Genomic DNA, 14,056 nt, shown 5'->3' on the forward strand with positions numbered 1-14,056 from the left:
CCGGGTAGAGGGTAACCTGGATATACAGGCAGCAAAAAGGCGCTCATGGGAGCGCCTTTTTTCTGGGTAAACCGGTTTAGAACGGTTTCATGGCGAAACCGGTTACCTCGGTCAGGCCCATCTCTTTGCCCAGCTTGGTCATGGGGTGTACCACCACCAGGCCTCGGACCGACTTTTTCAGTTTGCCCATATCGGCCTGCTCAGCCTTGGTCAGGGCACGCCGGAACTTCATCTGCTTGAGATCCTGTCCCTGCTTGCCCAGTTGGCGGGTCTGGGTGCCACGAATGCTGTGGATCCGCTTCTCCAGCCCGGCAATCTCCTCGTTGAACTTGTCGATGATGGGCTGATCGGCGCGCTCGTGGGCGGCCTGGAGCTTGCGCTTGGCTGCTTCCAGGCGGTTACTCAGTTTGTGCAGTTCCTGCTTGAGATTGTCCGCCATCAGTCGTCACCGAAGTCGCTGAAGTCAAACTCATCGTCCACAGCCTCGGGGTTCGGCTCCCGCTTAGCGGCACGCTCGGCGGCTTTACGCTCCGCTTTCTCTGCCTGGCGAAGGGCGGCAGCCTCACGCTCTATGCGGCTTTCCGCTTTACGCTTGTTGCGCTCGCTCTGGCTGGCCAGAAAGGTTTTCAGCTCCGCTTCTGCCCAGGCAATCGCCTCGGCCTCGGTGGCAAATTTGCCCTGCTTCTTGGAAACGGCGGTCCGGCGGGCGGTAACGCGACGGATGATCGCGGCAGACCAAACGCCGCCCTTTTCTGTAACGCGATAATCGTATTTCTTGCTCTGGGCCATGGGGTTACATTCCTATGGAGTGATCGGGTCGGCGACGGTTAAGAACAGGGCCACCGCCGATAAGAGGGCGCACAGTATACGCCTGTGGCGCCAGGATGCTCGTTTTTTCTGCCTTTTCCGGCTCTGGCGGTGTCGGCCCGTATCCGCGCCCCCACCGTGCGCGTGTGATTTTCACTGCGCCCGATGCTGTTGAGCTGCAACCGACACTGAGACACCCGGGTTTCTATCCGGGTGTCTCATCGCTTCGCATTCCCCCGAGCCTTGGTGGCACACCCCAGAGGCGGTGCGAAGCACTCTTTGTCACTCCGGTCGGCGCTCGGGTTTAGCGCCCCGTTTCGCGAGTGCCGACCGCCGCTACTGGACCTGGTCGTAGAAGCTGTGCAACCACTCCTCCAGGCGGGTGTAGCCGGACTCCATCACCTCGTTGTAGTTGGCGGGGATATCCAACTCCCGCCGGTTCTCCTCAAGTTCTGGCCAGCCACCGACATTGTTGCTGCAATCGATGTGGATCCGAACCTTGTCGCCGCTTTCCGGCACCTTGTCCCAGCCCTGCCTCAGCTTCACCGTCAGGTTGTTATCGCTGCAGCTGTAGCTTTCGATGACACGCTCCTGGCCGGCGCCACTGCCTGCGTACACTTCGATGATGCGGTCCACATAGGCACTGGACTTGCTGCCGTCACAGTCCGGGATCTTCCCGGTCAAAGAGTCACTGCCAGCATTGCTGACGCTGTAATCCGGATAGAGGATGGTGTCCGGGCCGACGCAGTCGGGGATTTTACCGCCGCCGCTGCGCACTTCGGAGACTACCCTGGCATCGACGCTGTCCCTGTCCTTGGGACGGGCGCCGGCGTTTTGCAGCACATGCTCGAGGGTTTGTGTGGCGGGCAACACCTCCAGGCCATCCAGCCACAGCGGCGGTTCACTGGCCTTGAAGCTGTCCTTGTAGCTGCTGCTGACCTTGGCGCAGGGCCAGACATCGCCACCGCTCCAGTCTTCACAGAGATTGTCGTCGACGTAGATCTTGCTGCCGTCGCGCTTCTCATCGACCGACACCCAGGCATTGTTGCTTTGCGACCCGTTGGGCCCCTCGAGGCGGAGATTACCCATCACCGTGGTGGTCCGCACCTTACCATCGTGGGCGGCGTTGTTATCCAGCGGGGAGAGGCGCATCGCCACCTGGCGGCCGTTGTAGGTGATGTTGTTGGCGGTGATGATGCTCGGCGAGGTTTCCAACGGGTTACGATCGTCGTTGTGGGCGATCAGGTTACCCTGCACCAACATGTTCTCGGCGGAGATCATCAGTCCCTTGGAGTGCCCGCCCTTGGGGTGCATATTATGCCAGAGCCCTTCGCTGACGATGCTGTTGAGCACGCTGACGTTTTTGGCGGTGTCCTTGACCGTGAAGGTTTCATCCAGTCCCCAACTCACGGAGACGTGATCAAACACCACGTTGACCGGCCGTCGGCTGGGGTCGTCCCCCTTACCAATGACGTAGATCCCGTCCCGATCTCCGGGGGTTCGTCCCTGAACAGCATCGCCGGTACGGACCCGGATATGCTGGATCAGCGCATCATGCGCCTCCCAGCGGACGGAAGCACCACGCAGGGTGATCCCCGGTGAGGGCGCAGTTTGTCCGGCGATGGTGATGTAGGGGTTGCGAACATCCAGCAAGCCGGGATCCGTCAGGTCGATGGTGCCACTGACCTCGAAGACGCAGACCCTGGGGCCGCTGGCATCGGTACAGGCCTTAAGGGAGCCCTCGCCACTGGCATTGAGGTTGGTGACCTTGTAAACCCGGGCGTTGGGGGTCGACTCGTGGCGGCCGCTGCCCGCCGGAGTCGCCATGCCAAAGCCGACACCGCAGGGGATCACCGGCAGGGGATCCATCTTGTCACACTCATCCGGCTCTGAAGGAGGGGTACCCGGCTCCAGCGGGATCTCCGGCTCACCGGGCTCCTGTGGGTTACCGGTCGGCTCGTCCGGGTCGGTAATGGGGGTGCCGGGGACCGGTTCCAGTGGCTCCGGATCCGTGGGGGGCGTGCCCGGTTCCAGCGGGATCTCCGGCTCACCGGGCTCCTGCGGGTTACCGGTCGGCTCGTCCGGGTCGGTAATGGGGGTGCCGGGGACCGGCTCTAGGGGTTCCTCTCCGGGTTTACCCGGTTTGTCCTTGTCCGGTTTATCGACCTGTCCCGGCGGCTTGTCCGGTTTCGCCTCGGTGCCAAACTCCGTCTCTTCCGCCTCCGGCTCACTCCAGGCCGGGGCGCCCAGCAGGACTGCCAAGCCAAGGATTACGGGAACATAGCCTTTCATGATGTTACCTCCGACAACCACATCAGAATCCGGCCATCTCGCCGGTTAAACTGGACACTAGGGAGTAAGTGTAGAGGTTGCCGGCGTTGCTGCAGGGGCTTTTCCGGCCCGGTTTGAGAGCGCAGGCAAAATAAAATGGCGGCCCGAGGGCCGCCGTTTGCAAGGCTCTCACTGCCCGCGCCTTCAGGCCGCTGCGGCTTCCTTGAGGGAGGCGGTGAGGTCGACAATCGCCTTCTTGCCATCACCAAACAGCATCAGGGTATTGTCTTTGGCAAACAGTGGGTTTGGCAGACCGGCGAAGCCGGGGCTGAGGGAGCGTTTGACCACCACCACGGTGCGCGCCTTGTCCACGTTGAGGATCGGCATACCGTAGATGGGAGAGCCTTTGTCCTCCCGCGCCATCGGGTTGGTGACGTCGTTGGCGCCGATCACGATGGCCATGTCCGCCTGCTCGAACTGTGGGTTGATCTCATCCATCTCCACCAGTTGCTCGTAGGGTACTTCCGCCTCCGCCAGCAACACGTTCATATGGCCCGGCATGCGGCCTGCCACCGGATGGATGGCGTACTTGACTTCGCACCCCCGCGCTTCCAGCACCGAGGCCAGCTCGCGCACCGCATGCTGAGCCTGGGCCATGGCGAGGCCATAACCGGGGACGATAATCACCCGCTCGGCGGTTTCCAGCATCATCCCCACCTCGTCCGGGGAGGAGGATTTCACCTTACCGGCGTAGATCTCATCGGCGTCGACCGCTTCGCCGCCCTCTGCCATCACACCGAACAGCACGTTGGGCAGGGAGCGGTTCATCGCCTTACACATGATTCGGGTGAGGATGAGGCCGGAGGCGCCCACTAGGGAACCGGAGATGATCAGTACGGTATTGCCGGAGATAAAGCCCGCAGTGGCGGCGGCGATACCGGAGTAGGAGTTAAGCAGGGCGATCACCACCGGCATATCGGCTCCGCCGATGGGCAGAACCAGCACCAGGCCGAGCAGGACAGCGACGGCCACCAGGGCGTAGATCCAGCTGTGGTTAGCGGGCTCCACCACGTAGAGCCCAACCAGCGCGAGCGCCCCCAGCAGCAGGGCACCGTTGACCAGGGTATTGCCGGGCACGGCGATGGGGTTGCCGGAGATCAGCTCCTGCAGTTTTGCGAAGGCCACGAAGGAGCCGGAGAGCGTGACGGCGCCAATCAGGATGGTGATGCCGATGGAGATCTCCGCCACCAGGCCACTACTGGCCACCGGGTCCCAGACATTGGCCAGGGCAACGAAGAGCGAGGCGCCGCCGCCGAAACCGTTCAGGATCGCCACCATCTGTGGCATGGCGGTCATCTGGACAGTTCGGGCCATGATGGCACCGATGGCCCCCCCGATCACCAGACCGGCGATGACCCACTCGTAGGAGAGGATCGCCTGGTCCAGCAGGGTGATCACTACGGCGATCAGCATACCTATGGAGGAGAGGCGGTTGCCCAGTACGGCGGTACGGGGTTTGGTCAGGTTCTTGATCCCCAGGATAAAGAGCACTGCCGCCACCAGGTAGGCCAGGTAAATCACGGTTGAATTCATAAGTGCTTACTTCCTTTTAAACATGGCCAGCATACGGTTGGTGACCATGTAGCCACCGACCACGTTGATGCTTGCCAGGACCACGGCGACGAACCCCAGAACGTTGACCAGCGCCCCAGCACCGGAACCGGCAGCCAGCAGGGCGCCCACCAGGGTGATGCCGGAGATGGCATTGGAGGCGGACATCAGCGGGGTGTGCAGAGTGGGGGGCACCTTGGTGATCAGTTCGACCCCCAAGAAGAGTGCGACCACGAAGATGGTGACTAGCAATAACAGTTCCATTAGCTGACTTCCTTCTCATCGGTTGACGCGGCATCGACTTCCGCCTCGGGCTCGGCAGTCTCATCCCGGGCCAGCGGGGGCAGTTCCAGCAGTTCACGCAGGCGAGCGTTGACCACCTCTCCCTGGTAGCTGACCGTGGTGTCGCGGATGATCTCGTCCTCGAAGTCCCAGTTCAGGCTGCCCTCCTGGTGCATCAGGGTCAGCAGGTTGGTGAGGTTGGTCCCGAACATCTGGCTGGCGTGGTTGGGCACGGTGGCGGCGAAGTTTTTCGGCCCCACGATGGTCACCCCATGGTGTACCACCACTTCATCCACCTTGGTGAGCTCACAGTTGCCGCCGGTTTCGGCGGCCAGGTCGATGATCACGGCGCCGGGCTTCATCTGCATCAGCTGGGCTTCGGTGATCAGCACCGGTGCCTTGCGGCCGGGGATGGCGGCGGTGGTGATCACCACATCCTGCTGAGCCAGCACATCGGCCATCGCCTGCTGCTGCTTGGCGATGAACTCGGCGGACTGCTCCTTGGCATAGCCGCCCTTGGACTCGGTATCCTCCGCTTCGATATTCAGCTCCACCGGGCGGGCGCCGACGGAGAGGATCTGCTCCCGGGCTGCGGGGCGGATGTCATAGGCTTCGACCACGGCACCAAGGCGCTTGGCGGTGGCACAGGCCTGCAGGCCTGCGACACCGACCCCCATGATGAACACCCGGGCTGGCTTGAGGGTGCCCGCCGCGGTCATCATCATCGGAAACAGCTGGTGGGAGTGGGTGGCGCCCAGCAGGGCCGCCTTGTAACCGGCAATGGTGGCGTTGCTGGAGAGCACGTCCATCGACTGGGCCCGGGTGATCCGTGGCACCAGTTCCAGGGCGATACCGTTGATCTTGGCATCGGCCAGCTTCTGCGCCACTTGGGGGTTGGCCAGGGGATCCATCATCGCCACCAGCGTCTGGCCCGGGTGCAGCTCCGGCAGCAGGGCATCAAGCTCATCGCCGCGACCGTGATGGGTCAGGACCATGTCGGCGTCTTTCAGGACACTGGCCCGGTCGGTGACAGTGGCACCCGCCTCAGCATACAGGGGGTCGTCGAAACCCGCTGCGCTGCCGGCATCGTGCTCCACGGCGATGGACAGGCCTGCCTTGGTCAACTTGCTGACGTTCGCCGGGATCAGCGCAACCCGGGTTTCGCCGGGGTATCGCTCCTTAATCACTGCGATCTTCACTGGTGGTTTCTCCTTGTTCATGCCGTTGGGCCATGAGGGCCCATACGAGTAACTCTATGTTCCATCTTTCCTGTTACGGGGGGAAGCCCAGAGAAGAAGACGGCTGTCGATTAGACCAATCGGTAATTCAATGTACTGTTTTGCCAAACAAAAAATCAGCCCACTTGGTACATTCTATATTCTCATTTGTTATAAAAATGCATTAACTAATCTTTTTTAACCATATTCATGGGGCCTAACCTGTGCCTACCTCATCAGCAAGATTCAGGTAGGAAGAGCGTGTTAAAGGCATTGGAAGCGGGAGCGGCGTTACTGGCTCCGGAGCAGATCCAGACCCTGCGAACCCTGACTGCCGGGTTGTCGCCGGTCCAGGCTGCCTGGATCAGTGGTTACTTGGCCGCGGTGGCGGAGCAGGGGGAGGGGACACTGGGCCAGCCCGGTGTGGCCGTCCCCCCGTCGAGTTCGGCGGCACTGACCATTCTCTATGCCAGTCAGACCGGTAACACCCGTGGTCTGGCCAAGGCACTGGCGGCCAAAGCGGAGTCGGAAGGGTTGCGGGTGCAGCTTTGCACCATGGGGCAGTACAAGCCGAAACAGCTCAAGGGCGAGCGTCAGTTGCTGTTGCTGACCAGCACCCACGGTGAGGGTGACCCGCCGGACGATGCCCTGGCGTTCCACAAGTTCCTCTTCTCCTCCCGTGCCCCCCGGCTCGAGGGACTGCGCTACAGCGTCCTGGCGCTGGGGGACAGCAGTTACGACCGGTTCTGCCAGACCGGCCGTGAGTTTGACAACCGCTTGCAGGAGCTGGGCGCGACCCGGTTGGCGGAGCGGGTCGAGTGTGATGTCGATTTCGAGCAGGCCGCCGCCGGATGGCAGAGTGCGGTACTGGCCAGGGTGGAAAAGACGCCGGACGGCGTCACTCAGGGAGGGGGCCAGGTGGTGCCCTTTGCCGCCTCGGTGCCCAGTTACAGCCGAACCCACCCTTATCATGCCACTTTGCTGGTGAGCCAGAAGATCACCGGTCGGGACTCCACCAAGGATGTGCGCCATGTGGAGCTGGACCTGGGGGACTCCGGTCTCCGCTACCAGCCGGGGGATGCCCTCGGCGTCTGGATGGAGAATGACCCGGCCCTGGTGAGCGCATTGCTGGCGGCCACCGGCCTGGATGGCGACATCGCGGTGGAGGGCATCCCCCTGGCGACCCGGCTGGAAAAGGAGCAGGAGTTGACCCTGCTGCATCCGGCCCTGGTGCAGGGCTGGGCGGCGCTGGCCCAAAGCGAAGCGCTGCGGCAGATTGGTGCCGATGGCCCCACCCTGCGCGATTTCATGCGCAGCCACCAACTGCTCGATCTGGCCGAGGCCTACCCGGTGACCCTGTCGGGTCCCGAGGGCGCCCGGACGCTGCTTGGGTTGCTGCGTAAGCTGACGCCCCGACTCTACTCCATCGCCTCCAGCCAGTCCGAGGTGGAGCAGGAGGTCCACCTGACCGTTGCCCTGGTGCATCACAATGGCCGTGCCGAAGGCGGGGAGCGTCTCGGGACCGTCTCCGGCGCCTTTGCCCGCCGTCTCGGTGAGGGGGCCGAGGTCAGGGTGTACGTGGAGCCCAATGAGCACTTCCGGCTGCCGGCGGACGACCAGACGCCGATCATCATGATAGGTCCTGGCACCGGTATCGCCCCCTTCCGGGCGTTTCTTCAGGAGCGTGATGCCCGCGGTGCGCAGGGGGAGAACTGGCTGTTTTTCGGCAACCCCCACTTCACCGATGACTTTCTCTACCAGAGCGAGTGGCAGGATTATGTCCGCCGTGGCGTGCTGACCCGGATCGACCTGGCGTTCAGCCGTGACCAGCCGGAGAAGATCTACGTCCAGGACCGGATCCGGGAGCGGGGGGCCGAGATCTTTGCCTGGCTGGAGCGGGGCGCTCACCTCTATCTCTGCGGTGAGATGCGCCGCATGGCTAGGGACGTGGAGCAGGCCCTGCATGAGCTCATCGTTGAGCATGGCGGTCGAAGCGAGACCGAGGCCGACAGCTACCTGGAGGCCCTGCGGGAGGCCCAGCGATTCCAAAAGGATGTGTACTGATGAACAAACCCTCTGCGACCACGCCTAAGACACAAGGGTCGGTGCCGGAGCCCGAGGTCAACCGTTTGCCGGAGGAGCTCAAGCCGCTGGTGGTGACCGGGCCGCTGGCAGATAATGAGCGCCTGAAACGGGAGAGCGATCACCTGCGGGGCACCATCCGGGCGGATCTTGCGGATCCGCTCACCGGCGGTTTCGGGGCGGATAACTTCCAGTTGATCCGATTCCACGGCATGTACCAGCAGGATGACCGGGACATTCGCGCCGAGCGGGCGGAGCAGAAGCTGGAGCCGCTGCACACGGTGATGCTGCGGGCACGGATGCCCGGTGGGGTGATCACCCCGGCCCAGTGGCTGGCGATCGATGCCTTCGCCCGGGACTACACCCGCTACGGCAGTATCCGTCTGACCACCCGTCAAACCTTCCAGTTTCACGGGGTGCTTAAGCGCCACATCACCCTGATGCATCGCACCCTCCACGAGATCGGCATCGATTCCATCGCCACCGCCGGTGACGTCAACCGCAACGTGCTCTGTACCTCCAATCCGGAGCAGTCAGGGCTGCATGCCGAGGCGCACCGGTGGGCCCAACGGATCTCCGAGCACCTGCTGCCCCGCACCCGTGCCTACGCGGAGATCTGGCTCGATGGCGAGAAGGTGGAGAGCACCGAGTCGGAGCAGGAGCCGATCCTGGGAGACAGCTACCTGCCGCGCAAATTCAAGACCACCGTGGTGGTGCCGCCCCACAACGACGTGGACCTGCACGCCAATGACATGAACTTCGTGGCCATCGCCGAGCGCGGAACCCTGGTGGGCTTCAACCTGCTGGTGGGGGGAGGGTTGGCGATGACCTTCGGGGATCGCAGCACCTACCCGCGCACCGCCGACAACCTGGGGTTTGTCCCCCTGGATAAGGTGCTCGACGTGGCCACCGCGGTCCTGACCACCCAGCGGGACCTGGGCAACCGGGTGAACCGCAAAAACGCCAAGACCAAGTACACCCTGGACCGGGTTGGTACCGAAGTGTTCAAGGCCGAGGTGGAGCGACGGGCCCGGCTCACCCTGGCGCCACCCCGTCCCTTCCGCCTGACCGGCCGGGGTGACCAGTTTGGCTGGACCGAGGGGATCGATGGCAAACACAACCTCACCCTCTTTATCGAGAATGGTCGACTGCTGGATGCACCGGGCAATCCGCTGAAAACCGGTGTCGCCGAGCTGGCCCGGATCCACAGGGGCGAGTTTCGCATGACCGCCAACCAGAACCTGATCATCGCCGGTGTGGCTCCCGAGGAGAGAGCCCGAATAGAGTCCCTGGCTCGACAGTATGGCCTGCTCGGTGACCGGGCCAGCAACCAGCGAAAAGCCTCCATGGCCTGCGTCTCGCTGCCGACCTGTCCCCTGGCGATGGCGGAGGCGGAGCGCTTCCTGCCGGGGTTCGTCGATCGCCTCGAGGCGGTATTGGCCCGCCATGGCCTGGAGCAGGAGGCGATCATCTTCCGGGTCACCGGCTGCCCGAATGGCTGCGGCCGGGCGATGCTGGCGGAGGTGGGGCTGGTGGGCAAGGGGCCGGGGCGCTACAACCTCTACCTCGGTGGTAACCGGGAGGGGACACGGATCCCCCGAGCCTACCGGGACAACCTGGATGAGGACGCCATCCTGACGGAGCTGGATGGCTTGATTGGCCGCTGGGCGGGGGAGCGGCAGGAGGACGAGGGGTTTGGCGATTTCGTGGTGCGGGTTGGCGTGGTGGCACCGGTGCGGGTGCCAAAGGAGGATTTCCATGACCAGTAGCCTGTCGCAGGGCAGCGCCGCCCTGGCCGCCCTACTCGAAAAGTCACCCCAGCGGCAGGAGAAGGCGCTGGCCCGGCTGAACCGGGAGCTGGAGGGGGTGAGTGCCGAGGAGCGGATCGCCTGGGGGCTGGCGCAGCTGCCGGGGAATCATGGACTCTCATCAAGTTTCGGGATCCAGGCGGCAGTGATGCTGAGCCTGGTGACCGAGCAGGCGCCCGGGATCCCGGTGATCCTGACCGACACCGGGTACCTCTTTGCGGAAACCTATCGCTTTATCGATACGCTGACTGAACGCCTGGATCTGAACCTGAAGATCTACCGCAGCGACCTGTCGTCAGCCTGGCAGCAGGCCCGCTATGGCAAGGAGTGGGAGCAGGGCCAGGAGGCGCTGGATCGTTATAACCGGCGCAATAAGGTGTTGCCGATGCAACGGGCCCTGAAGGAGCTGGAGATCGGTAGCTGGTTTGCCGGCCTGCGCCGGGAGCAGGCCAAAAGCCGGGCGGCGCTGCCTCTTTTGGCAATCCGCTCAGGCCGCTACAAGTTGTTGCCGATCCTCGACTGGAGTAACAAGCAGGTGCACGACTACCTGCAGGCCAAGGGGCTGCCCTACCACCCGCTATGGGAACAGGGGTATGTCTCCGTGGGCGACAGCCACAGTTCCCGGCCGCTGGAGCTGGGGATGAGCGAAGAGGAAACCCGGTTTGCGGGCCTTAAGCGGGAGTGTGGGCTGCACTACGAGATCTGAAAGTTCAGATTCTTGCCATGAATAAAAAAGCGGAAGCCCAGAGGCTTCCGCTTTTCCCGTTTCAGGCGATGTGCTTAGCCGTCGCCGAGAGCCAGCAGGGTGGCGTTGCCCCCGATGGCGGTGATGTTGTTGCTGATGGTCTTTTCGGTGACGAAACGGGTCAGGTAGTGCGGCCCGCCCGCCTTCGGACCGGTGCCGGAGAGCCCCTGGCCACCGAAAGGCTGGACTCCGACCACGGCCCCGATCTGGTTGCGGTTGATGTAGGCGTTGCCCGCCTTCACCGACCGGGCGATCCGCAGGGCCTGACTTTCGTTGCGGCTGTGAACCCCCAGCGTCAGTCCGAAGCCGGTGCTGTTGATCTCCTCGATCACCGCGTCCAGCTGATCTGCCTGGTAACGGATCACGTGGAGGATGGGGCCAAAGTGCTCCTGCTCCAGCTGGCCGATATGGTCGATCTGCACCGCGGTGGGGGCAACGAAGTGGCCATGCTGGCAGCGCTCATCCAGTGGAGCCTGGGCCAGCAACTGCCCTTCCGCACTGATCCGCTCGATGTGGGCCAGCAGCTTGCTCTGGGCGGTGGCATCGATCACCGGCCCAACATCGGTGTGGTGGTAGGCGGGATCACCCACCCTAAGCTCCGCCATCGCCCCTTTAAGCAGGGTGATCACGCGCTCCGACACGTCCGCCTGGACGTAGAGCACCCGCAGGGCCGAGCAGCGCTGTCCGGCGCTTTGGAAAGCGGAGTGCACCACGTCGGTGATCACCTGCTCCGGCAGTGAGGTGGAGTCGACCACCATGGCATTCTGTCCGCCGGTCTCCGCCACCAGGGGAGCGATGGCGCCCTCTCGGGCCGCGAGGCTGCGGTTGATCGCCTTGGCGGTGGCGGTGGATCCGGTAAAGCAGACCCCGGTAACCCGTTCATCACTGGTCAGTTTGGGGCCCAGTTCACGGCCGGGGCCGGGCAGCAGCTGCAGGACATCTGCCGGTATGCCGGCCTGGTGCGCCAGTTGGGTGGCCCGCAGTGCCACCAGGTTGGTTTGCTCTGCCGGCTTGGCCAGCACGGTGTTGCCGGTCACCAGAGCTGCGACCACCTGACCCAGGAAGATCGCCAGGGGGAAGTTCCAGGGACTGATGCAGAGGAAGGTCCCTCGACCCTCGAGGAACAGCTCGTTCAGCTCACCGGTAGGACCGGGCAGTACGGTGCCCTTGGCCATCATATGGCGAGCCTGAACCGCGTAGTAGCGGCAGAAATCCACCGCTTCACGAACCTCGTCGATGCCGTCTTGCAGACCTTTGCCCGCTTCCCGGGTGCACAGGGCGATGAGCTCCGCCATGTTCGCTTCCAGGCTGTCTGCCAGTTTCTCCAGAGCGGCGGCCCGCTCTGCCACCGGGGTGGCATTCCAGGCTGGGAACGCCTCCTTGGCCCGCTGCAGCGCCTCTTCCAGTTCCGCATCGCTGGTGAAGTAGACCTCGCCCACCGGCTCCCGGGTGTCGAAGGGGTTCTTCACCGAGTGTGCCTCTCCACTGCGACGCAGCTCACCGCCGATCAGCGGTCCGGCCTGCCACTGCTGAGTCTGGAAGCGGGCCAGGTCAGCGAAGAAGGGGCGGGAGAAGTGCGCGATGTTCATGTTCAATCCTTTGGAGTTGGCGCGTTCATGGCCGAAGATCCGCTCCGGCAGGGCAATCTTGTCGTTGGCCAGGTTGTGGAAGCCGGCCAGGGTGGTCAAGGGGTGGGTGATCAGGCTGTCGATCGGGGTGTTGGGGTCCACCAACTTATGCACGAAGGAGGTGTTGGCACCGTTTTCCAGCAGTCGCCGTACCAGGTAGGGGAGCAGATCCTTGTGGGCACCTACGGGGGCGTAGATCCGCACCTTGGGTTTGGCTTCGCCCTTAAGCAGGGTGTCGTAAAGCTCCTGGCCCATGCCGTGCAGGCGTTGGAATTCGAAGTCACGATCGCCCGCCATCGCCTCGACCGCCGCAACGGTTTGGGCGTTGTGGGTGGCGAACTGGGGATAGATGTTACCCCGGGTCTGGGCGCTCAGCAGGTAGCGGGCGCACGCCAGGTAGGAGACGTCGGTGGCGGCTTTGCGGGTGAAGACCGGGTAGCCCTCGCTGCCCCCCTGCTGGCACCATTTGATCTCGCTGTCCCAGTAGGCGCCTTTCACCAGCCGCAGCGGGATCAGGTCCCCCTGCTCGGCGGCCAGGGCGTTGATCCAGACCAGTACCGGCAGCGCCCGCTTGGAGTAGGCCTGCACCACCAGCCCCAGGTTGCCCCAGCCACGAGTCTTAGGATCCTGGTAAAGGGCTTCGAACAGCTCCAGGGAGAGTTCCAGGCGGTCCGCTTCCTCGGCATCGATGCTGATCCCCACCTCGACGGCCCGGGCCTGTTCAATTAGGGTCAGTACCGTCGCTTTGAGCTCGGTCAGCACCCGCTCCCGGTGCGCGACTTCGTAGCGGGGGTGCAGTGCTGACAGCTTGATTGAGATGGTTGGGCGGGGGGCCTGACGGGTATCGAATGGCTGTGTTCCCAGGGCCGAGATGGCCTGGCGGTAATCTTCCAGGTACTTGTTGGCATCAGCGGCGGTGAGTGCGGCTTCGCCCAGCATGTCGTAGGAGTGGGTGTAGCCCAGGGCGCGGTTGGCTTCGCTCTGCTTCAGGGCTTCGCGAATATCCCGTCCCAGGACAAACTGCTTGCCCATGATCTTCATCGCCGTGTACATCGCTTGGCGGATCATCGGCTCGCCCATCTTGTTGATCAGGCGATTGAGCAGGGAGGCGGGGTTGCCATCCAAGGTTTTGTCCAGCGTGATCACTTTGCCGGTCAGCATTAACCCCCAGGTGGAGGCGTTAACCAGCAGGGAGTCACTGGCCTTAAGGTGCTTGGCCCAGTTGGCGCCGGAAAGTTTGTCTTCGATGAGGGCATCGGCGGTGGCGCTGTCGGGAATACGCAGCAGGGCCTCGGCCAGACACATCAATATGATCCCCTCCTGGGTCTCCAGGCTGTACTGCTGAAGGAAGGCATCAATGCCGATGCTCAGGCCCCGCTTTTCAAACTGCCGAACCTCGGCCACCAGGTCATGCGCCCGCTGGGTGACGGCGTCGATGTGGTTGGCGGGCACCAGAGCCATCAACTCTTCCAGGTAGCGACTCTCATCGACGCAGTAGTTGGCGCTTATCGCATCAAACAGGGCGTCGCGATTTGACGCCGGGGTATCCAGAACTTGGCTGGCTTTAAACATGGAGCGGTCCTCTTTAACCTGGGTCCGGCGCTT

General features: G+C 63.3%; 10 protein-coding genes. 3 read left to right on the forward strand and 7 right to left on the reverse strand.

Going from position 1 to position 14,056, the window contains the following annotated elements; genetic code table 11:
- Positions 1 to 76: 76 nt before the first annotated feature.
- From ABD997_RS10630 to ABD997_RS10655, 6 genes are all read right to left on the reverse strand, one after another.
- Positions 77 to 439, reverse strand: coding sequence for a YibL family ribosome-associated protein (locus tag ABD997_RS10630; protein WP_345316992.1), 363 nt, complete (start codon positions 437 to 439; stop codon positions 77 to 79).
- Positions 439 to 789 (reverse strand): DUF3622 domain-containing protein, encoded by a 351-nt coding sequence (locus ABD997_RS10635; protein WP_345316993.1) that lies wholly within the window; start codon positions 787 to 789, stop codon positions 439 to 441. Before ABD997_RS10635 ends, ABD997_RS10630 begins: the two co-directional genes overlap by 1 nt.
- Positions 790 to 1,143: 354 nt before the next feature.
- Positions 1,144 to 3,099 (reverse strand): pectate lyase, encoded by a 1,956-nt coding sequence (locus tag ABD997_RS10640; protein ID WP_345316994.1) that lies wholly within the window; start codon positions 3,097 to 3,099, stop codon positions 1,144 to 1,146.
- 183 nt (positions 3,100 to 3,282) lie between these two features.
- Complete coding sequence (locus tag ABD997_RS10645) at positions 3,283 to 4,671, reverse strand: NAD(P)(+) transhydrogenase (Re/Si-specific) subunit beta (RefSeq protein ID WP_345316995.1); 1,389 nt, start codon at positions 4,669 to 4,671, stop codon at positions 3,283 to 3,285.
- Positions 4,672 to 4,677: 6 nt separating this feature from the next.
- Positions 4,678 to 4,953, reverse strand: a complete 276-nt coding sequence (locus ABD997_RS10650) for an NAD(P) transhydrogenase subunit alpha part 2 (RefSeq protein ID WP_345316996.1) — start codon at positions 4,951 to 4,953, stop codon at positions 4,678 to 4,680.
- Positions 4,953 to 6,170: a Re/Si-specific NAD(P)(+) transhydrogenase subunit alpha gene (locus tag ABD997_RS10655; RefSeq protein WP_345316997.1), complete on the reverse strand. Its 1,218-nt coding sequence runs from the start codon at positions 6,168 to 6,170 to the stop codon at positions 4,953 to 4,955. The genes ABD997_RS10650 and ABD997_RS10655 overlap by 1 nt, the downstream gene beginning before the upstream one ends.
- 228 nt (positions 6,171 to 6,398) lie before the next feature.
- Between ABD997_RS10655 and ABD997_RS10660 the strand changes: the two genes are divergently transcribed.
- From ABD997_RS10660 to ABD997_RS10670, 3 genes are all read left to right on the forward strand, one after another.
- Positions 6,399 to 8,252 (forward strand): assimilatory sulfite reductase (NADPH) flavoprotein subunit, encoded by a 1,854-nt coding sequence (locus tag ABD997_RS10660; protein ID WP_345316998.1) that lies wholly within the window; start codon positions 6,399 to 6,401, stop codon positions 8,250 to 8,252.
- Between the two features lie 65 nt (positions 8,253 to 8,317).
- Positions 8,318 to 10,039 (forward strand): assimilatory sulfite reductase (NADPH) hemoprotein subunit, encoded by a 1,722-nt coding sequence (gene cysI, locus ABD997_RS10665; protein WP_425557068.1) that lies wholly within the window; start codon positions 8,318 to 8,320, stop codon positions 10,037 to 10,039.
- Positions 10,029 to 10,784, forward strand: a complete 756-nt coding sequence (locus tag ABD997_RS10670) for a phosphoadenylyl-sulfate reductase (RefSeq protein ID WP_345317000.1) — start codon at positions 10,029 to 10,031, stop codon at positions 10,782 to 10,784. Before cysI ends, ABD997_RS10670 begins: the two co-directional genes overlap by 11 nt.
- Positions 10,785 to 10,858: 74 nt before the next feature.
- Here the strand turns inward: ABD997_RS10670 and putA are convergent, their stop codons facing one another.
- Complete coding sequence (putA, locus tag ABD997_RS10675; protein WP_345317001.1) at positions 10,859 to 14,023, reverse strand: bifunctional proline dehydrogenase/L-glutamate gamma-semialdehyde dehydrogenase PutA; 3,165 nt, start codon at positions 14,021 to 14,023, stop codon at positions 10,859 to 10,861.
- Between the last annotated feature and the right edge of the window lie 33 nt (positions 14,024 to 14,056).

The sequence above is a fragment of the Ferrimonas gelatinilytica genome, from assembly GCF_039544205.1.
Lineage (GTDB): Bacteria > Pseudomonadota > Gammaproteobacteria > Enterobacterales > Shewanellaceae > Ferrimonas > Ferrimonas gelatinilytica.

Bases quoted from the DNA above. Each gene is read 5' to 3' on its own strand.
- ABD997_RS10640 (WP_345316994.1), bottom strand. From the start codon at position 3,099: ATGAAAGGCTATGTTCCCGTAATCCTTGGCTTGGCAGTCCTGCTGGGC.
- ABD997_RS10635 (WP_345316993.1), bottom strand. From the start codon at position 789: ATGGCCCAGAGCAAGAAATACGATTATCGCGTTACAGAAAAGGGCGGC.
- putA (WP_345317001.1), bottom strand. From the start codon at position 14,023: ATGTTTAAAGCCAGCCAAGTTCTGGATACCCCGGCGTCAAATCGCGAC.
- ABD997_RS10645 (WP_345316995.1), bottom strand. From the start codon at position 4,671: ATGAATTCAACCGTGATTTACCTGGCCTACCTGGTGGCGGCAGTGCTC.
- ABD997_RS10660 (WP_345316998.1), top strand. From the start codon at position 6,399: ATGGGGCCTAACCTGTGCCTACCTCATCAGCAAGATTCAGGTAGGAAG.
- ABD997_RS10650 (WP_345316996.1), bottom strand. From the start codon at position 4,953: ATGGAACTGTTATTGCTAGTCACCATCTTCGTGGTCGCACTCTTCTTG.
- ABD997_RS10670 (WP_345317000.1), top strand. From the start codon at position 10,029: ATGACCAGTAGCCTGTCGCAGGGCAGCGCCGCCCTGGCCGCCCTACTC.
- ABD997_RS10630 (WP_345316992.1), bottom strand. From the start codon at position 439: ATGGCGGACAATCTCAAGCAGGAACTGCACAAACTGAGTAACCGCCTG.